This is a genomic window from Granulicella tundricola MP5ACTX9 (assembly GCF_000178975.2).
Taxonomy (GTDB): domain Bacteria; phylum Acidobacteriota; class Terriglobia; order Terriglobales; family Acidobacteriaceae; genus Edaphobacter; species Edaphobacter tundricola.
The window spans coordinates 514,182-531,759 of record NC_015064.1; the positions used below are offsets into that span (position 1 = coordinate 514,182).

The following is a 17,578-nucleotide window of genomic DNA, read 5'->3' on the forward strand; positions in this document are numbered from 1 at the left end:
CCGGCATCGAAACGGGTACGGGCTCCGCTAGTACACTGTTAAAGCACGCAGTGATTCAAGCACATGGCGGGGAACACGAAGCCTCGCCGAGCGAATTCAAAAAGATGCAGGACCGAATTCTAAAAGACGCAGGACCAGGAGCAGCATGAGCGATACGCAGCAGCACGAACTCGATCAGCTTTCGATCAATACGCTTCGCTTTCTCGCGGTTGATCAGGTGGAGAAGGCGAAACAGGGACATCCCGGCGCACCGTTGGGTTGCGCGCCCATTGCCTATCTTCTTTATACGAAGTACATGAAGTATGACCCCAAGGACCCGTTGTGGTCCGACCGGGACCGTTTTGTGCTCTCGAACGGTCATGCTTCCGCGCTGCAGTATGGTGCGCTGCACCTGGCTGGGTTCGATCTGCCGATGTCGCAGCTGGAGCAGTTCCGGCAGTGGGGTTCGCATACTCCCGGGCACCCGGAGTATGGCGAGACGCCGGGCGTCGAAGTAACGACGGGCCCGCTGGGACAGGGACTGGCCGAGGCTGTGGGTCTGGCGATCGCTGAGAAGCATCTGGCGGCGCTCTACAACCATGAGAACCATACGCCGGTGGACCACCACACCTATGTCATTTGTGGCGATGGTGACCTGATGGAAGGCATCTCGCACGAGTCCTGCTCGCTGGCGGGAACGCTGGGCCTGGGCAAGCTGATTGTGCTGTATGACGACAACCTGATCTCGCTGGATGGACCGACGGAGCTGAGCTATACCGAGGACGTGACGAAGCGGTTCGAGGCCTACCACTGGCATGTGCAGATGGTGGATGACGGCAACGATCTGAAGGCTCTGGAAGATGCGATCGAAAACGCGAAGGCGGCGACGACGCGGCCCTCACTGATCCGCGTGCGGACGGTGATCGGGTACGGCAGCCCCAAGGCCGGTACGAGCAAGGTCCATGGCGAGGCGCTTGGACCGGAAGCGACCAAGGAGACCAAGCGCAACCTGGGCTGGCCCGAGGATAAGAGCTTCTACGTTCCGGAAGAGGCTGGGAAGAACTGGCACGAGAAGTCCGTGGTTCGCGGCAAGAAGCTCCATGAGGAGTGGGACAAGACGTTCGCGGAGTACACGAAGGCCTATCCCGAGCTGGGTGCGGAGTACTCCCGCGTGACCGAGCACAAGCTGGCCGCGGGCTGGGAGAAGGCTCTGCCGGTGTTTCCGACGGACAAGCCGATTGCGACCCGCACCGCGGGTAATGTGGTGATGAACGCGATTGCGAAGGTTGTGCCGGAGCTGTTTGGCGGCGCGGCCGACCTGACGAGCTCGACGAAGACGATCTTCAAGGATTCACCGAGCTTCCATGTGGATCCTAAGGGTCGCAACGTGTTCTTCGGCGTGCGTGAGTTTGGGATGATGGCTGCGGTGAACGGGATCGCGGCGCACGGCGGGTTGATTCCGTTCGGCTCGACGTTCTTTACGTTCTCCGACTACTGCCGCAACGCGATCCGCATGGGCGCGCTGCAGAGCTCTCACTCGCTCTATGTCTTCACGCACGATTCGATCGGCCTGGGCTCTGACGGGCCGACGCACCAGCCCATTGAGCAGTTGGCGAGTCTGCGTTTGATTCCGCAACTGACGGACTTCCGTCCGGCGGATGCGAACGAGACGACGACCTGCTGGCAGTTGATGCTGGAACGCCAGTCGGCGAGCGTGCTGGTGCTTTCTCGCCAGGACCTGCCGGTGCTGGATGCGGCGAAGTACAAGACCGCTGAAGGCGTTCGCAAGGGCGCTTATGTGCTCGAGGCGTACGGCAAGGATCTGATCCTGGTCGCGACGGGCTCCGAGGTGGAGATGATCATGAAGGCGGCACTGACGCTGAAGGAAGAAGGCATCCTGGCGACGGTGGTTTCCATGCCGAGCTTCAAGATCTTCGAGGAGCAGGACGAGGCGTATAAGCTCTCGATCTTCCCGCATGGAGCGCCGACGATCTCGCTCGAGGCGGGTGCGACGATGGGCTGGTACAAGTACGTCGGACGCGACGGCATTGCCATTGGAGTGGATCGGTTTGGGGCTTCGGCTTCTGCACCTGAGGTGCAGGATAAGCTGGGGATCTCGGCTTCTGCTGTGGTCACTGCGGCTAAGAAGCTGCTGAAGAAGTAAGGGAAATAGAGGGCGGGGCCTACGGGCTCCGCCTTTGTTTTTTTGGCTGGTTGGGACAGGGCTCAGGGATCAGGGATCAGGGATCAGGGATCAGGTGTCAGGGCTCAGGGCTCAGGGATCAGCAACGGCCAGTTCGGGGCATCCTTCGCTTTGTTTCGGTCGGGATGACCTCGTTATTGGCTGGACCAATCCGGGGTTCCATTTTGGGAGTTCGGGGTTTGTGGTTGATTTCTGGTTTTGATGGGTGTCTCTTGGGGATTTGCTGCTGTTTTGTCCGGCCGGCTGACGGCTTCACCAGCGAAATATGACATGCAAAACGTGGTGACTGCACCACAAATCACCACACACTGCCATGCAGTGCAGTACAGAAGGTTTTTGGGATGAGTATGGTTGAGAGCGAGCGGGAGATGGTGCGGAAGACGGCGGAGAAGCCGGCCGAGGAGAGCTTTACCTCCCTGCAGCCGACGTATGAGGACAGCGTTCCGCCCGATCCGGAGAACGACTGGGAGTATGAGGACTAATGATGACGCAGGATGAGGCGAAGGCAGCGGTTGCGCGGCGGGCGGTGGAGTTCGTCGAAGACGGGATGCGGGTGGGGTTGGGGACCGGGACGACGGCGACGATGTTTATCCGGGCGCTGGCGGAGCGGAAGCCGAAGATTCGGTGCGTGGCTTCTTCCGATGCGAGCTTCAACCTGGGGGCGGAGCTGGGGCTGGATATGATGACGCTGAACGAGCTGCCGGAGATCGATGTGTATATCGACGGGGCGGATGAGGTGGGGCCTGGGTTGGCGCTGATCAAGGGCGGGGGTGGGGCTCTGCTGCGGGAGAAGATTGTTGCCAGTGCGGCGAAGCGGTTTGTGGTTGTCGTCGATTCGAGCAAGGTGGTGGAGTGTTTAGGAAAGTTTCCTTTGCCGATTGAGGTGATCAAGATGGCGCTGCCGCTGGTGCTGCCTAAGCTGGAGGCTTTGGGGCTGGAGCCTAAGCAGAGACGGGCCAAGAGTGGCGACGGGCCTTATCTGACGGATGAGGGGAATTTTATTGTGGATTGTTTTGTGGGGAAGATTGCCGATCCCGTCATGGTTGCGGCGGAGGTTCGGGCAATTGTTGGGGTGGTGGAGCATGGGTTGTTTTTGGGGATGGCTCAGGTTGCTCTGGTGGCGGGGGAGGATGGGGTTACGGAGTGGTTGGGGTGAAAGCGAATCACAGAGGGCGCGGAGTACAAAGAGAGATAGGAACGGGCAACGGCGTGTATTGAACAGTTTTGAGTTGTCAGTTTTGAGTTGAAGCAAGTGCAATAACAAATGCCGATGCGGGGTTCTTCGCTTCGCTCAGGATGACGGCGCAGAACGGACAACGGCAACGGCCCGGGGCTAAAGCCCTTTCTTGTTTGTGGCCCTTGACGGGGGGCTGAAGCCCCCCTCTAATCCGAACGGCAACGGCAACGGCAACGGCAACGGCAACGGCAACGGCAACGGCAACAACAACGGCAACAACAACAACAACAGCAAATGGTAATGGCAACGGCAACGGCAAATGGCAACGGCAGATTCCCTTCGGGAATGAGAGCAAAAGGGATGACAACAAAGCGCAGGCCCCGGGAATGGCCAACAGGGCTGCATCGAATGGCGCTTGACGGACGTCTGAATACTTATGACTCAATCGATTAGTACGAATGCGAAGGTTTGGTTGATTACGGGGACCTCGTCGGGGTTCGGTAGAGAGCTTGCGGAGCAGTTGCTGGGGGCGGGGGAGAAGGTTGTGGCTACGGCTCGGAAGACGGAGACGATTGCTGATCTGGCGGAGACGCATCCCGATACGGCGCTGGTGGTGGCTCTCGATGTGACGAAGGAAGAGACCATTGAGGCTGCGCTGAAGGCGGCGCTGGATAAGTTTGGGCGGGTGGATGTGCTCGTCAACAATGCCGGGTATGGGTTGGCCGGGGCGGTGGAAGAGGCGACCGAGGCGGAGTTTATGCCGGTGTTCGAGACGAATGTGTTTGGGTTGATCCGGACCACGCGGGCGTTTTTGCCGCAGTTTCGGAAGCAGAAGAGTGGGAGCATTGTGAACCTTTCTTCGATCGGCGGACTGATCGGGTCGCCGGGGTGGGGGTACTACAACGCGAGCAAGTTTGCGGTGAATGGATTTTCTGAGGCGCTGGCGGCGGAGATGGCGCTGCTGGGCGTGCATGTGATGATCGTCGAGCCGGGACCTTTCAGGACGGAGTTTTTGGGGAGTTCGGGTAAGGAAGCGGAAGAGCGGATTGCGGACTATGACGAGACTGCGGGGAAGACTCGGCAGTACTTTCAGGAGCAGTCCGGTAAGCAGCCGGGCGATCCGGTGAAGGCTGTGAAGGCGATCATCGACGCGGTGAATGCGGCTGAACCGCCGAAGCACCTGGTGCTGGGTAAGCTGGCGTTCGACCGGATGCAGGCTCGGCTGGAGGTTTGGAAGAAGGATCTGGCGGCGTGGGAGACGACGTCTTTGGGCGCTGATTTTGACAAGGCGGATGCGGCGGCGGGTCAGGCGGCTTATGCTGATACTCGTCAGGCTGGAAAGGCCTAGGAGGGTCAGTGAACGGTTCCATACGGACGTTGTTCTGGGACATTGGCGGAGTGATTCTCACGAATGGGTGGGATCGGAATCAGCGGAAGCGCGTGCTTTCGCGGCTGGGCGTGGACATGGAGGCGTATGAAGAGGCCCACGAACGGGCGAACTATTACTGGGAACGTGGGCTGATTACGGCGAAGGAGTTCTTCGCGCAGACGGTACTGACGCCGAACCCGGAGCTGGATCTGACGTTCGAGATTGTGTGGCCGCAGGTGTGTGCGGAGAGCAAGGTGCTGCATCCGGAGTGCCTGGATATGCTGGCGGAGTTGAAGGGGCAGGGTCGGTACCGGATCGCTACGCTGAATAACGAGTCGCGGGAGCTGAACGGTTATCGGCTGGATGCGTTCAAGATGCGGTCGCTGTTCGATTACTTTATTTGTTCGGGGTCGGTGCATGAGATGAAGCCGATGCCGGGGATCTACCGGTCGGCGGTGGATATTTCGGGGTTCGAGGCTCGGACGGCGCTGTTTATCGACGATAAGGAAGAGAACTGCGAGGCGGCTCGGGCGGTGGGGATGAATGCGATCCGGTTTGAGAGTCCGCAGCAGTTGTGTTTGGCGCTGGCGGACTATGACGTGCATGTGAGTTCGCTGGAGATGGTTTAAGAACAAGCAACCGCAACAGCAAATACGGAGGTTCTGGCTTCGCCAGAATGACGACTTTCTTTACGACGATTTTCTTTCGTGGCTGCTCTGCACCTGAGTACCGCTCAAAGTGTGATGGATCGTATGATCTTAATGATGTGTATGAGTTCAGCGGCGACGCGAGCAAGAAACGCTAAAGCATGAAGCGTGCGGTTTGCGCTTGCATCCAATTGAAGAAGTTACGAGGACTGATATGGCTATTCCTGAAGTAAAAGCAGCACCTGCGGCTCCTGTGAAGACGCAGAAGCCGGAACGCAAGCCGGACCCATGCATCGTGGTGATCTTTGGCGCGTCCGGAGACCTGACCAAGCGCAAGCTGCTACCGGCTCTGTATCACCTGGAGCAGGCGGGTCTGCTGCCGAAGGAGATTTCTGTTGTGGGCGTGGCTCGGCGTCCGCTTGAGGCGACGTTTGCGCCGGATATGAAGGAAGGCATTATCGCCGGCGGTGGCGTGGATGAGAAGGAAGCGGCACTCGCACCGTTCATCGAGCATGTGCAGTATCACGCGATGAACTTCGACGATGACGCGGGTTACGCGGGGCTGAACGAGCTTTTGAGCTCGATCGATAAGAAGAATGGGACGAAGGGCAACCGGCTGTTCTACCTGGCGACTGCTCCGGAGTACTTTGCCGACATTATCAATGCGCTGGGCAAGCACGAGATGAACAAGCCGGCGAAGGATAAGCCGGGTAGCTGGGTTCGGACGATCGTGGAGAAGCCGTTTGGGCATGATCTCGAGAGCGCTCGCAAGCTGAATGATGACGTGAACAAGGTGTTCGACGAGGATCAGGTCTTCCGCATCGACCACTATCTGGGTAAGGAGACGGTGCAGAACATTCTGGTGTTCCGGTTTGCGAACGGGATCTTTGAGAATGTCTGGAACCGGAACTACATCGACCATGTTGAGATTACGGCGGCGGAGTCGATTGGCATTGAAGGGCGTGGACCGTTCTACGAGACGGCCGGGGCGCTGCGTGACGTGGTGCAGAACCATGTGATGGAGCTGCTGAGCTTTGTGGCGATGGAGCCGCCGGTGTCGTTTGAGGCTTCTGCGGTGCGTGCGGAGAAGGTGAAGGTCTGGAAGTCGATCCAGCCGATTCACCCTGCGGATACGGTTCGCGGGCAGTATGGCCCGTCGACTGTGGATGGGAAGCAGGTTGTTGGTTACAGGCAGGAGGATCGGGTTCATCCGCGCTCGCAGACGGAGACGTATGCGGCTTTGCGGCTGGAGATCGAGAACTGGCGCTGGGCGGGTGTTCCGTTCTATATCCGCGCGGGCAAGCGGATGGCGAAGCGTGTGACGGAGATTACGATCACGTTCAAGCAGCCGCCGTTGAGCATCTTCAAGGATGCCGAGGGTAAGGGCGCTGAGGGGATCAGGAGCAACGTGGTTTCCATGCGGATTCAGCCGGATGAGGGGATCACGCTGCGCTTTGGCGCGAAGCTGCCGGGGCCGAACATGAGCATCAGCCCGGTGAACATGAACTTCAGCTATGCGGAGTCGTTTGGCGCTTCCTCGGCCAACGGGTATGAGCGGCTGCTGCTGGATGCGATGCTGGGCGATGCGACGCTGTTTGCGCATCGTGACGGTGTTGAGGCGACCTGGGCTCTGATTACGCCGATCCTTGAGGATTGGGCGAAGAACCCGATCAAGGACCTGCCGAACTATCCCGCGGGTACGTGGGGTCCGCCGGCGTCTGATGCGATGCTGAAGGCCGATGGCCGGAAGTGGCGCAAACTGTAGTCGGTTAGTACAAATAAGGGCCGCACTTGATTGTGCGGCCCTTGTTTCGTTATAAGCGCAAGAGAAAGAAAGAGGGTTGAGAGCTATGCCGCGTCGGGTTGAGGTTTCGGTCAGGGTGTCATCGGGTGCGGGTGAGGTGGCGAAGGCTACTGCTGATTTGTTCGCGAAGGCTGCGGCGGATGCGGTGAAGACTCGGGGTGTGGCGAGGATTGCGATTTCGGGTGGGAGTACTCCGAAGGCGGTGTTTGCGCTGCTGGCGAGCGAGCCTTATGTGGGACAGATTCCCTGGGCGCAGATTCAGTTGTTCTGGGTGGATGAGCGGTGTGTGGGGCCGGACGATCCGGATTCGAACTACGGCATGACGAAGAAGGCGATGCTGGACAGTGTGCCGCTGCCTGCGGCGAACGTCCACCGGATGGAAGGCGAGATGGACCCGGCGGAGGCTGCGAGCCGGTACGAGGCGGAGATTCGGAACACGTTCAAGCTGGAAGGGGCGCAGACGCCGACGTTCGACCTGATCCTGCTGGGGATGGGCGATGACGGGCATACGGCGAGCCTGTTTCCGCATACGGAAGGGCTGGACGAGCTGGCGCGCATCGTCATTGCGAACCATGTGCCGCAGAAGGATACGTGGCGCATGACGCTGACGTGGCCGGTGATTACGCAGGGTCGCGAGGTTGCGTTTTTGATTGAGGGTGCGGCGAAGGCAGAGATTCTGCACACGGTGATGCAGGGCAAGTATGATCCGGAGACGTATCCATCGCAGTTGATCCGGCCGGCGAGTGGGCGGCTGACGTTGATGCTGGATACGGCTTCAGCGGCGAAGCTTGAGCTTCCCCCTGTGGTGAATGGCGTGACAACAATGGAGCTTTCATGATTCTGGCTGGTGATGTCGGTGGGACCAAGGTTCATCTGGCGCTGTATAACTTTGTCGGCGGTCAGCCGAAGCTGATTCGCGACCAGAAGTATCCGGCGACGGAGTTCGGGTCGCTGGATGAGGTGGTGCATGCTTTCCTGGCGGTGGATGGGGATAAGGCGGCCGCCGAGGTCAAGGACGTTGTGGCGGCTTGCTTTGGGTGCCCGGGGCCGGTGCGGGATGGGCGGATCAAGCTGACGAACCTGCCCTGGTCGCTGGATGTAAGGGACCTGCGGAAGTCGCTGGGGATCGAGCATATTTTTCTGGTCAACGATCTCGAGGCGAACGGGTACGGCATCGCCGAGCTTGCGCCGAGCGCGATCTTTACGCTGCATCCGGGGGATGTGACGGCGATCGGGCATCGTGGGCTGATTGCCGCAGGGACCGGGCTGGGCGAGGCGCTGCTGGTGTGGGACGGCAAGAAGCATCAGCCGCTGCCTTCAGAGGGCGGGCATACGGACTATGCGCCGAGGACGGATCAGGATATTCGGCTGCTGCAGTATCTGCGGAAGACGCTGAAGGGACGGGTTTCGTTTGAGCGGGTGGTGTCGGGGATTGGGATCAAGAATGTGTATGCGTTCCTGCGGGATGAGGAGGGCATGGAAGAGCCGGCGTGGCTGAAGGAACGGATGGAGAAGGAAGATCCGAATGCGGTGATCGGCACGTGTGCGGAGGATGGGTCCAGCGAGATCTGCTATGAGACGATGCAGATCTTTGCGGCGGCTTATGGGGCTGAGACGGGGAATATCGCGTTGAAGGTGCTGGCTGCGGGTGGGATGTACCTGGGGGGTGGCGTTGCGCCAAAGATTTTGAAGACGCTGCAGAGTGGGAAGTTCATGGAGGCTTACCTGGATAAGGGGCGGCTGTCTCCGGTGCTGGAGGCGATTCCGGTAAGGGTGATTCTGGATGATACTTGTGCGCTTCTGGGGGCGGCTGCTTATGCGGAGAGTCGGGCTTCTGAACTTACCGGGCACTCTGAGCGGGTGGCTTCTTATCATGCGGGGTAGCGGTAAAGGCGTGTGGATTGGGTGTGGGAGATCAGGTCCCGGGTAGTCGCAGTGGAGTTTGTGATTGGGAGAACAGGCAACGGCAAGAACCCGGGGCTAAAGCCCGGTTTTGTTTGTGCCCTTTGACGGGGGGCTAAAGCCCCCCTCTAATCCGAACGGCAACGGCAACGGCAACGGCAACGGCAACGGCAACGGCAATAGCAATAGCAACAGCAACAGCAACTGCAGCTACGGAGGTTCTTCGCTGCGCTCAGAATGACGGCGTGGGGAGGTGGGGGCCTCCTTCTGCGGCGTGCTGTGGGTGAGTGTGTCTTGCTTGCGTGCGTCGATATGACGTAGCCTTGGCTTACTTCTGTAGGAAGAGTTCCGCTTATCTCTCTCGATCTCTCGCACCGCGCCAATCTCGTTGAAAACCCTGAACTGATGGATCAGCCTTGCAGCTTTGAAGAGCTGCGTGGGTGCCTGCGGGATATCTCGCAGGTGAACCGGCTTACGTTTGCGTATCGGCCTACGCTGCACTGGCTGGACTATGTTTATTCGGTCATGCCGCGGCAGGAGAAGCCTCTGCACATCGTCGACGTGGGGTGCGGGTATGGGGATATGCTGCGGCGCATCTATGAGTGGGCGGAGTGGCGAAGGGTGCCGGTGGTGCTGACGGGGATCGACCTGAACAAGGATGCGATCCGGGCGGCGCGGGAGGTGACGCATCCGGGACGGGTGACTTATCTGGCGGGGGATGCGTATAGCTTCGAGCCTGCCGGGGGGATCGATATCGTAGTGAGCTCGCTGATGACGCACCATATGGAGGACGCGGAGATCGTCGAGTTCATCCGGTGGATGGATGCGAAGACGCGGATTGGGTGGTTTATCAACGATCTGCATCGGCAGGCGGTGCCTTATCGTTTATTTCGTGCGCTGACCTGGTTTACAACGTGGCATCGCTTCGTCAAACACGATGGGCCGGTTTCAATTCTGCGGAGTTTCAGGCGGGAGGATTGGCTGGAGTTGATTGAGGCGGCTAAGGTGCCGGAGAAGACGTATGCGGTGAAGGAGTACAAGCCGGCGCGATTGTGTGTGGCGAGGATGAAAGAACTAGGGCCTAGAGCCTAGAGCCTAGGGAACAGGGAACAGGGAACAGGGAACAGGGAACAGGGAACAGGGAACAGGGAATAGGGATTAGGGCCTAGATCAGGGATTGGTGGTTTTGGATGAAGTGGTGGGTTGCGGTTGCGGGTGTGGTTGGTGGTGCGGTGGTTGTGGCGGGTGCCTGGGGGCAGCGGTTGCCGGGGAATGTGCGGGCTGAGCATTATTCGCTGCGGCTTGCGCCGGATATTGCGGGGGCTACTTTTACGGGGTCGGAGACGATCGATGTGGTGCTGGCGCAGCCTGGCGCGACGATTACTTTGAATGCGGCGGAGTTGAAGATTGGGGCGGTGACTGCCGGGGGGCAGAGTGGGGTGGTGAGCTATGACGTGGGCAAGGAGCAGGCTACGTTTACGTTTGCGAAGGCGCTTCCTGCGGGGTGGGTGGCTTTGGAGATTGCGTATGCGGGGGTGCTGAACGATAAGCTGCGGGGGTTCTATCTTTCGAAGTCGAAGACGCGGAGCTATGCGGTGACGCAGTTCGAATCGACCGATGCGCGACGGGCTTTTCCTAGTTTCGATGAGCCTGCGCTGAAGGCTGCGTTCGATGTGGCGTTGACGGTGGATGGGGGGGATACGGCGATCTCGAATACGAATATCGTGTCCGATGTGCCGGCTGCGGGTGGGAAACATACGCTGACGTTTGCGACTACGCCGAAGATGTCGACTTATCTTGTGGCGTTTCTGGTGGGGGACTTTGCTTGCTCTAAGGGTAAGGCGGAGGGGGTGCCGATCCGGGTTTGCAGTACGCCGGATAAGGTCAAGCTGACGCCGTTTGCGCTGGCTGCGGCGGAACACTTTTTGACTTACTACGACCGTTATTTTGGGATCAAGTATCCGATGCCGAAGCTGGATTTGATTGGGATTCCGGACTTTGAGGCGGGGGCGATGGAGAACTTTGGAGCCATCACGTATCGCGAGACGGAGCTGCTGGTGGACGAGAAGGAGAGCACGATCACGTCCAGGAAACGGGTGGCGCAGGTGGTGGCGCATGAGATGGCGCACCAGTGGTTCGGGGACATGGTGACGATGGATTGGTGGGACAATCTGTGGCTGAATGAAGGGTTTGCGACGTGGATGGAGAGCAAGGCGGCGGGCGAGTGGCACCCGGAGTGGCACTATGACGAGGACGCGGCGGATGAGCTGAACAGCACGCTGAACTATGACTCGGACAGGACGACGCGGGCGATCAGGGCGAAGGCGGATACGCCGGCGGAGATTGCGGAGGCGTTCGACGGGATTGCGTATGGGAAGGCGGGGGCGGTGATCGGGATGGTGGAGGAGTACGTTGGGCCGGAGGTTTTCCGGCGCGGCGTGCATGAGTACCTGACGGCGCATCTTTATGGGAATGCTACGGCGGAGGACTTTTGGGGTACGCAGACCTCTGTGTCGGGGAAGCCGGTGGATCGGGTGATGAGGGGGTATATCGACAAGCCGGGGGTTCCGCTGCTGACGTTTGGGGAGCGTGGTCCGGGTGGGTATCCGGTGCGGCAGGGGCGGTTCTTGTTTGGTGGGGCGGTGGATGGGGATTGGACGGTGCCGGTTTGCTTGAAGAGCGGGTGTGAGCTGGCTTCGGGGAGTCAGGCGGTGGTGGCGGCTCCGGCGGGTAGTTTGTTTTATGCGAATGCGGGGGGTAAGGGGTACTATCGGACGGCTTATACGGAGGCGCAGGTGAGGGCGATTACGGGGGCGGTGGGGTCGCTGACGGTGGCGGAGCGGGTGGGCTTTCTGGGGGACCGTTGGGCGCTGACGCGGGCGGGGCAGGGGTCGGTGGGGGACTATCTGGATCTGGTGCTGGCGGTGAAGAAGGACCCGAGCGCGCAGGTGCTGGAGACGGCGCTGGATACGCTGGGTGTGATTCGGGCGCGGATTGCTACGGAGGATGACCGGACAAAATTCGACAATGTGGTGCTGAACCAGTTGGGGTCGGTGTGGCAGGAGTATGCGAAGCCGGGGAAGCAGGAGGACTTTGAGCGGCAGTCGATCCGGGCGGAGCTTTTTCAGGCTCTGGGGGCTGCGGGCGATCCGAAGGTCTTGGCGCAGGCGCACCAGTTGACGGCGGAGCTGCTGAGCGGGCATCGGCCGGGGGATGACGATTTGGTGGATGCTTCGGTGGTCCTGTCTGCCTCGACCGGCGATGAGGCTTTTTATGACAAGCTGCAGATTGTGGCGGAGAAGGCGGACGATCCGGGGCTGCAGAGTGAGGCTCGGGAGACGCTGGCGCAGTTCAGGAACCCGCTGCTGGTGATCCGGACGCTGGAGTATGCGGTGTCGGCTAAGGTGCGGAACCAGGATGCGTGGGTGCTGATTGCGGTGGAGTTGAGCCAGGCGCAGACGCAGGGGATTGCGTGGCAGTGGGTGCAGAAGAACTGGGATCGGGTGCAGGGGCAGTTGACTACGGCGAGCGGGGGGCAGTTGATTTCGGCTACCGGGGCGTTTTGTACGGTGGGGCAGAGGGATGAGGTGGAGAGCTTCTTTGCGGCGCATCCGGTGGAGGCTTCGGAGAGATCGGTGGCTAAGGCGCTGGATTCGATCGATGATTGTGTGCACCTGCGGGAGTCGCAGGAGGGGAATTTGAAGGTCTGGCTGGGGAAGCGGGCGCGGTAGAAAAAGCAAGGCGTAACGCGGATAAAAACGATAAAAGCGGGATAAGAGAGGAGGGTGGGGTGGTGGGGTTTCTTGTTGAGCGCCGAGGTGGGGAAGAGGGTGTCTTTGGGTAAAAACTTTATGGATTGAGCTTGAGCCAGGTTTCTAGTTCGGACAGAGAGGCGATTTTTTTGTGGGGGTGGGGGCAGGGGGTTTGCTCGGTGCCTGCTATGAGGAAGGCTTGGTGGAGGCCTGCGGCGGTGGCGGCGGCTATGTCGGAGCAGCGGTCGCCGATGAGGATGGATTGGGAGAGGTCGAGGTTCAGGTCTCGGGCGGCGCGGTGGATCATGCCGGGGCTGGGCTTGCGGTCTTCGTGTTCGCGCTTGAAGTCGCCTATGCCGTGGGTGGGGTGGTAGGGGCAGTGGTAGACGGCGTCCAGGGTGACTTCGTGGCGCAGGAATTCGGTGCGCATCCAGGTCATGAGGGTCTCGAACTGGGTGGTGGTGTAGAGGCCCCGGGCTATGCCGGATTGGTTGGTGACGATGACTAGTTTGTAGCCCAGGCGCTGGGCTGTTTGGGTTAGGGCGAAGATGCCTGGCAGGAAGACTACGTCTTCAGGGCGGTGGAGGTAGCCGATCTCTTCGTTGATGACGCCGTCGCGGTCCAGGAAGAGGGCTTTGGATTTGGTTTTATTGGGCATAGGGAGGAAAGCGAATCACAGAGGGCACGGAGGAAAAGAGAGAGGGCTTGTTGGGTTGGGTTTGGAGGAGTTGAAGGATCTGGTGGGTGACGGCGGTGGGGGTGATCTGGCGCATGCAGTCGTTGCTGGGGCAGGGGGCGAAGTCTCGGCCGTCGTAGCAGGGGCGGCAGGCGAAGTGTTCTCCTCCCCAGAGGGCTAGCGTGCCGGGGCGCTGGGGGAGGCGGCCGTGGGGGTCGGTGGGGCCGAAGAGGGTGACGATGGCGACGCGGGTGATGCCTGCCAGGTGCAGGGGGCCGGTGTCGTGGGTGACCATCACGTCTGAATCGTCGAGGAGGGCGAGGGTTTCCGGGAGTTTGAGTTTGCCTATGAGATTGGTGACTTGGAGCGAGGCGAACGACTCTGTGATCCAGGCGTCGTCTGGGCCTCCTATGAGGACTACCTCTATGTTTTGGGCGAGGAGTTGGCGGGTTAGTTCTACGTAGAGCTCGGGGGGCCAGCGGCGGAGGAGGTCGTCGCGGAGGAGGTTGCGGGCGCCGGCGGGGGCCAGGATGACGCGGGCGTGGCCGGGGGTGCGGGGGTGGGGGGATGGTGGGAGGTTGGGGGCGGGGATGGGGGCTAGCTGCGTGGGGCGGACGTGGTCGGGGAGGTTGAGGAGGATGCGGGCGTACTCGTCTGTGTGGTGGCGGCCGGGGAGGAGCTGGAAGCGGCGGTCGGTGGTGGAGAGCATGAGGCGGCGCGTGGCGCGGACGGGCAAGGTGAGGATGCGGTAGCGGGGGTCGTAGTAGAGGTTGGCGACGAGATCGTAATGGCGGCCTGCGAGGGTGCGCCACATCTTTGCGATGACTTTGAGCTTGGCAAGGGGGCTGCCTTTGAGGAGGGCTCGGTCGTCGATGAGGATTGGGTTGATCCAGGGATAGAGAGCCAGGATGGGGGCTACGGTGGGGCTGCAGATCCAGTCGATGCGGAAGCCCTGAAGGTGGAGGGCATGGGCGGCGGGGATCGCCATGATGACGTCACCGATGGCACCGAATTTGAGGATGAGGACGCTGGGCTGGGGCATGAAAACTTCGCTGCGCTAAGGATATAGGCGCAACCCGGCTGTGGGGAAAGGTTGCGCGCAACAGGTGCGGGAAAGGGCGTGTTCCTACAAGTGCAGCACGGAGGATGTCATGAAAATCACAAACGTAAAAGCGATGGTCGCAAAGGTAATGACGGTTGGCTTACTGGCAGGCGCGGTTGTGATGGCGGCTCCTGCGGCACAGGCCCAGGTACGGGTTGGGATCGGCATTGGTGTTCGTGGGCCGGTTTATGGTGGACCTGCCTATGGCGGACCTGTGTATGCCGCTCCGGTTTATGGGCGTGGGTATGGGTATGGCTACGGCTATGGATACCCGGGCTACTATGGGCGTCGCGAGGTGATTGTGCGGCATGATGACTGGCGTCGTGGACGGGACTTCGACCGTGATCGTCACTATGGCTACTATGGCCGCTGAACCACTGCTTTAGCCCAGTTCTCTCCCAGATGCCCTGCCGGACCAACCAGTCCGGTGGGGCTTTTTATCGCTGGAAAGGAAAGCGAATCACGGAGGGCACGGAGAGAAAGGCGAGAACGCGGAGGAAAGGCAAAGGCTATTGGTCTGGGGTGTCGGCTTCTTCTATGAGGGAGCTTAGGCCAACTACGTCGAAGGTCATGGGGTCTCCGCCGGTGGGTTTGAGGGTGACGCGGACGGGGAGGCGTTGCCAGGTGGCGGGTTGGCAGACGGGGATGAAGTGGTTGGGCTGGGGCCAGGGGCCGATGAGGCGCTGGACGATGGCTCGGCGTGATCCGAGCTGGGCGACCACGGCGAAGAGGCCGCCTTTGACGGCGGTGGAGGTGCCGCAGTAGGCGGCGTAGTCGCGGAACCAGACGGCGTTGGAGACGAGGGGGTCGAAGTCCGGGAGGTGGAGGGCGGTGATGTGGCCGGTCTGGCGGTCTACGAGGAGCCAGGGGCCGGGCTGCCAGACCCAGCGGGGCTCGCGGTCGGCGGGGAGGGCGTCGTTGAGGCGGAGGGCTCGGCGGATGGTGAAGGAACGGTCGGTGACGTCGTGGGGCTCGCCGATGGTCCACTCGCGCTGGCGCTCGTCGACGATGAGGGGACGGATTTTGAGGGTGGTGGTGTCTTCGTTTTTTTCGTCGGGGGTGGTGTCGGGTGGGGTGTAGGGGACCTTGCGGAGGGGGCCGAGGGTGACGACGTGGAGCTTTGGGGGTTTGGCGAGCTTGGCGGGGGCGGGTTGGGCTGCGAAAGGGATGGCGAGCAGCAGAGGCACGAGAGCGGAAGGGAGGATCTGCATGGGGCGACGGTATTCGCGTCGGTGGGCGTGTGCAAGAAGAAAATTCCGGGGTTTGGAAGGGGAGGGGGCAAGAAATTCGCGGGTTGATGGCAACTCTGGCACCCCCTGGAAGATTGTTGGTGCGGAAGGCTGTGAACGTCGCAGATTTGCACGAAACGCACACCACCAAAGTAGTATTGTGGTCTTAGCGCGGATGCCGCAATACGGCAACGCGAACCGCGCGTGGCTCAGTCCCAGGCGAGCGGACACATTCGTAGCAAAGGAAGGAATTAAGAACTATGTGGAAGCCCAATCAGCCCGGCACCCCTCAGACGCCGGAGCCGCAGCGCCCGTCGACCCCTCCAGTGGCCAGCTTTGACAACAGCCCTCTTGCCCCAGCACGTCCCGCGGCCCCGAGCGTCTCGGCTGCGTCGAACGCGCCGGCATCGGGCGAGCAGGCGACGATCGGCAAGAGCCTGATCGTCAAGGGTGAGCTTTCGGGTTCGGAGTCGTTGTACATCGACGGTAAGGTCGAAGGCGCGATCAACCTGCCCGGAAACCGCGTGACCGTGGGCCGTAACGGCCAGGTGGCGGCGAACATCATGGCACGCGAGATCGTCGTGCTCGGTAAGGTGCGCGGCAACTGCCATGCGTCCGACCGTGTGGATATCCGCAGCGAAGGCTCGCTGACCGGCGATGTCATTGCGGCGCGTATTTCGATCGAAGACGGCGCGTTCTTCAAGGGCGGCATCGACATCCGTAAGCCGGGTGCCGGTGATGCGAAGCCCGCTGCAACCCCCGCTGCGGCTGAGAAGCCGGAGCCTGTGGCTGTCAGCAGCTAAATCGCTCTAAATTTGGACTGGCCCCGGTGATCTTTGCCGGGGCTTTTCTGCGTTTGGCGCGTGGGGAGTGTGCTGGTTCCTGGCGAAAAGATTGAAATGATCAGGATTGATAAAAGCGATCAAAGCTGATTTTTTTATTGGTTGTATACGGCTAGTTGCGGGTGATGGTGAAGATTGTGGTGATTGCCAGGAGGGTGTAGATGAGGGGTGGGGGGATTTTGGGGGGGTGGTTTTTTATGAGGATGAGGGTGGCGTAGGCGAGGGCTAAGGGGAGCAGGGCGATGATGAGGGGGTTGAGGTGCCAGGCCTGGGTGAGGTGGGCGTGGAGGAGGGCGGAGAGGGCTCGGGTGGCTCCGCAGCCGGGGCAGAGGAGGCCGGTTAAGGCGTGGATGGGGCAGACGGGGTAGAACGAGGTGGTTTCTGGGGGGTAGGCGTAGAGGGTTGCGGTTGTGAGGAGGGTGGCCGCGATGGTGAGGGGGCGGGTCATTTCGGTGGGCGTCTGAGAGATTACTTCCCACTTATCGCGGTGAGGCTGCGATGAATGGGGCGCGGAAGAGGTTCGGGCGGTCCGAGAACGGCAGCGACAACTGCAACGGCAACAGCCAAAACCAATACGGAGGTTCTGAGCTTCGCTCAGAATGACGACCGTAAAACAAAAACAAAAACAAAAACAACGGCAACGGCAACGCAAAAGCAACGGCAAACGCAAATGCAACAGCAGCGGCAAATGCAACAGCAGCGGCAAATGCAAATGCAACGGCAGCGGCAAATGCAACAGCAACGGCAGCGGCAAATACAACGGCAGCGGCAAATGCAACGGCAGCGGCAAATGCAACGGCAGCGGCAAATGCAACGGCAGCGGCAAAAGCAACGGCAGCGGCAAATGCAAATGCAACGGCAGAAGCAGGTTCCTTCGCTTCGCTGCGGAATGACAA

19 protein-coding genes are annotated in these 17,578 nt (G+C 60.5%); 14 read left to right on the top strand and 5 right to left on the bottom strand.

Translation table 11 applies throughout. The features are described from left to right. Window positions 1-145 precede the first annotated feature (145 nt). From tkt to ACIX9_RS02195, 12 genes are all read left to right on the top strand, one after another. Window positions 146-2,143: a transketolase gene (gene tkt / locus ACIX9_RS02155; RefSeq protein WP_013578831.1), complete on the top strand. Its 1,998-nt coding sequence runs from the start codon at window positions 146-148 to the stop codon at window positions 2,141-2,143. Window positions 2,144-2,523: 380 nt separating this feature from the next. Beyond that, on the top strand, window positions 2,524-2,664 hold the full coding sequence (locus ACIX9_RS25545) for a hypothetical protein (RefSeq protein ID WP_013578832.1): 141 nt from the start codon (window positions 2,524-2,526) through the stop codon (window positions 2,662-2,664). After that, entirely contained in the window at window positions 2,664-3,338 is a 675-nt protein-coding gene (gene rpiA, locus ACIX9_RS02160) for a ribose-5-phosphate isomerase RpiA (protein WP_232298773.1), read from the top strand. Before ACIX9_RS25545 ends, rpiA begins: the two co-directional genes overlap by 1 nt. 196 nt (window positions 3,339-3,534) lie before the next feature. Further along, the gene (locus ACIX9_RS24430; protein ID WP_013578834.1) at window positions 3,535-3,660 is read left to right on the top strand and encodes a hypothetical protein; all 126 of its coding nucleotides are present in this window, start codon (window positions 3,535-3,537) and stop codon (window positions 3,658-3,660) included. 135 nt (window positions 3,661-3,795) lie between these two features. Beyond that, window positions 3,796-4,707: an oxidoreductase gene (locus tag ACIX9_RS02165; protein WP_013578835.1), complete on the top strand. Its 912-nt coding sequence runs from the start codon at window positions 3,796-3,798 to the stop codon at window positions 4,705-4,707. An 8-nt stretch (window positions 4,708-4,715) separates the two neighbouring features. Next, the gene (locus ACIX9_RS02170) at window positions 4,716-5,357 is read left to right on the top strand and encodes an HAD family hydrolase (RefSeq protein WP_013578836.1); all 642 of its coding nucleotides are present in this window, start codon (window positions 4,716-4,718) and stop codon (window positions 5,355-5,357) included. Window positions 5,358-5,589: 232 nt separating this feature from the next. Then, window positions 5,590-7,140, top strand: a complete 1,551-nt coding sequence (gene zwf, locus ACIX9_RS02175) for a glucose-6-phosphate dehydrogenase (RefSeq protein WP_013578837.1) — start codon at window positions 5,590-5,592, stop codon at window positions 7,138-7,140. An 85-nt stretch (window positions 7,141-7,225) separates the two neighbouring features. Then, window positions 7,226-8,017 carry a 6-phosphogluconolactonase gene (gene pgl / locus ACIX9_RS02180; protein ID WP_013578838.1) on the top strand — a complete coding sequence of 264 codons (792 nt, stop codon included), beginning with the start codon at window positions 7,226-7,228 and terminating at the stop codon, window positions 8,015-8,017. Then, entirely contained in the window at window positions 8,014-9,063 is a 1,050-nt protein-coding gene (gene glk, locus ACIX9_RS02185; protein WP_013578839.1) for a glucokinase, read from the top strand. Before pgl ends, glk begins: the two co-directional genes overlap by 4 nt. A gap of 115 nt (window positions 9,064-9,178) precedes the next feature. Beyond that, a complete protein-coding gene (locus ACIX9_RS24435) occupies window positions 9,179-9,322 on the top strand; it encodes a peptidase (RefSeq protein ID WP_083808497.1) in 144 nt (47 codons plus the stop codon). 164 nt (window positions 9,323-9,486) lie between these two features. After that, window positions 9,487-10,173 carry a methyltransferase domain-containing protein gene (locus ACIX9_RS02190; RefSeq protein WP_013578840.1) on the top strand — a complete coding sequence of 229 codons (687 nt, stop codon included), beginning with the start codon at window positions 9,487-9,489 and terminating at the stop codon, window positions 10,171-10,173. Between the two features lie 98 nt (window positions 10,174-10,271). Further along, window positions 10,272-12,812 (top strand): M1 family metallopeptidase, encoded by a 2,541-nt coding sequence (locus ACIX9_RS02195; RefSeq protein ID WP_013578841.1) that lies wholly within the window; start codon window positions 10,272-10,274, stop codon window positions 12,810-12,812. A 118-nt stretch (window positions 12,813-12,930) separates the two neighbouring features. Here ACIX9_RS02195 and ACIX9_RS02200 read toward each other — a convergent pair whose 3' ends face one another. Together ACIX9_RS02200 and ACIX9_RS02205 are read right to left on the bottom strand one after the other, a co-directional pair. Continuing rightward, the gene (locus ACIX9_RS02200; protein WP_013578842.1) at window positions 12,931-13,491 is read right to left on the bottom strand and encodes a D-glycero-alpha-D-manno-heptose-1,7-bisphosphate 7-phosphatase; all 561 of its coding nucleotides are present in this window, start codon (window positions 13,489-13,491) and stop codon (window positions 12,931-12,933) included. Next, entirely contained in the window at window positions 13,481-14,551 is a 1,071-nt protein-coding gene (locus ACIX9_RS02205) for a glycosyltransferase family 9 protein (RefSeq protein ID WP_013578843.1), read from the bottom strand. The genes ACIX9_RS02200 and ACIX9_RS02205 overlap by 11 nt, the downstream gene beginning before the upstream one ends. A gap of 109 nt (window positions 14,552-14,660) precedes the next feature. Here ACIX9_RS02205 and ACIX9_RS02210 point away from each other — a divergent pair, with 109 nt between their 5' ends. Beyond that, a complete protein-coding gene (locus ACIX9_RS02210; RefSeq protein WP_013578844.1) occupies window positions 14,661-14,984 on the top strand; it encodes a hypothetical protein in 324 nt (107 codons plus the stop codon). 136 nt (window positions 14,985-15,120) lie between these two features. Here the strand turns inward: ACIX9_RS02210 and ACIX9_RS02215 are convergent, their stop codons facing one another. Continuing rightward, a complete protein-coding gene (locus tag ACIX9_RS02215) occupies window positions 15,121-15,822 on the bottom strand; it encodes a hypothetical protein (protein WP_013578845.1) in 702 nt (233 codons plus the stop codon). Between the two features lie 278 nt (window positions 15,823-16,100). On the opposite strand from ACIX9_RS02215, the gene ACIX9_RS02220 reads away from it, so the two are divergent. Further along, window positions 16,101-16,643, top strand: a complete 543-nt coding sequence (locus tag ACIX9_RS02220; RefSeq protein WP_013578846.1) for a bactofilin family protein — start codon at window positions 16,101-16,103, stop codon at window positions 16,641-16,643. Between the two features lie 151 nt (window positions 16,644-16,794). Here the strand turns inward: ACIX9_RS02220 and ACIX9_RS02225 are convergent, their stop codons facing one another. Both ACIX9_RS02225 and ACIX9_RS24440 read right to left on the bottom strand, forming a co-directional pair. Then, window positions 16,795-17,130 (bottom strand): DUF2752 domain-containing protein, encoded by a 336-nt coding sequence (locus ACIX9_RS02225; RefSeq protein WP_013578847.1) that lies wholly within the window; start codon window positions 17,128-17,130, stop codon window positions 16,795-16,797. 31 nt (window positions 17,131-17,161) lie between these two features. Continuing rightward, window positions 17,162-17,578 (bottom strand): hypothetical protein, encoded by a 417-nt coding sequence (locus ACIX9_RS24440; RefSeq protein WP_083808362.1) that lies wholly within the window; start codon window positions 17,576-17,578, stop codon window positions 17,162-17,164.

Bases quoted from the DNA above. Each gene is read 5' to 3' on its own strand.
- ACIX9_RS02165 (WP_013578835.1), top strand. From the start codon at position 3,796: ATGACTCAATCGATTAGTACGAATGCGAAGGTTTGGTTGATTACGGGG.
- ACIX9_RS02195 (WP_013578841.1), top strand. From the start codon at position 10,272: ATGAAGTGGTGGGTTGCGGTTGCGGGTGTGGTTGGTGGTGCGGTGGTT.
- ACIX9_RS25545 (WP_013578832.1), top strand. From the start codon at position 2,524: ATGAGTATGGTTGAGAGCGAGCGGGAGATGGTGCGGAAGACGGCGGAG.
- ACIX9_RS02215 (WP_013578845.1), bottom strand. From the start codon at position 15,822: ATGCAGATCCTCCCTTCCGCTCTCGTGCCTCTGCTGCTCGCCATCCCT.
- ACIX9_RS02200 (WP_013578842.1), bottom strand. From the start codon at position 13,491: ATGCCCAATAAAACCAAATCCAAAGCCCTCTTCCTGGACCGCGACGGC.
- pgl (WP_013578838.1), top strand. From the start codon at position 7,226: ATGCCGCGTCGGGTTGAGGTTTCGGTCAGGGTGTCATCGGGTGCGGGT.
- rpiA (WP_232298773.1), top strand. From the start codon at position 2,664: ATGATGACGCAGGATGAGGCGAAGGCAGCGGTTGCGCGGCGGGCGGTG.
- tkt (WP_013578831.1), top strand. From the start codon at position 146: ATGAGCGATACGCAGCAGCACGAACTCGATCAGCTTTCGATCAATACG.
- ACIX9_RS02220 (WP_013578846.1), top strand. From the start codon at position 16,101: ATGTGGAAGCCCAATCAGCCCGGCACCCCTCAGACGCCGGAGCCGCAG.
- ACIX9_RS02190 (WP_013578840.1), top strand. From the start codon at position 9,487: ATGGATCAGCCTTGCAGCTTTGAAGAGCTGCGTGGGTGCCTGCGGGAT.
- ACIX9_RS02225 (WP_013578847.1), bottom strand. From the start codon at position 17,130: ATGACCCGCCCCCTCACCATCGCGGCCACCCTCCTCACAACCGCAACC.
- glk (WP_013578839.1), top strand. From the start codon at position 8,014: ATGATTCTGGCTGGTGATGTCGGTGGGACCAAGGTTCATCTGGCGCTG.
- zwf (WP_013578837.1), top strand. From the start codon at position 5,590: ATGGCTATTCCTGAAGTAAAAGCAGCACCTGCGGCTCCTGTGAAGACG.
- ACIX9_RS02205 (WP_013578843.1), bottom strand. From the start codon at position 14,551: ATGCCCCAGCCCAGCGTCCTCATCCTCAAATTCGGTGCCATCGGTGAC.
- ACIX9_RS02210 (WP_013578844.1), top strand. From the start codon at position 14,661: ATGAAAATCACAAACGTAAAAGCGATGGTCGCAAAGGTAATGACGGTT.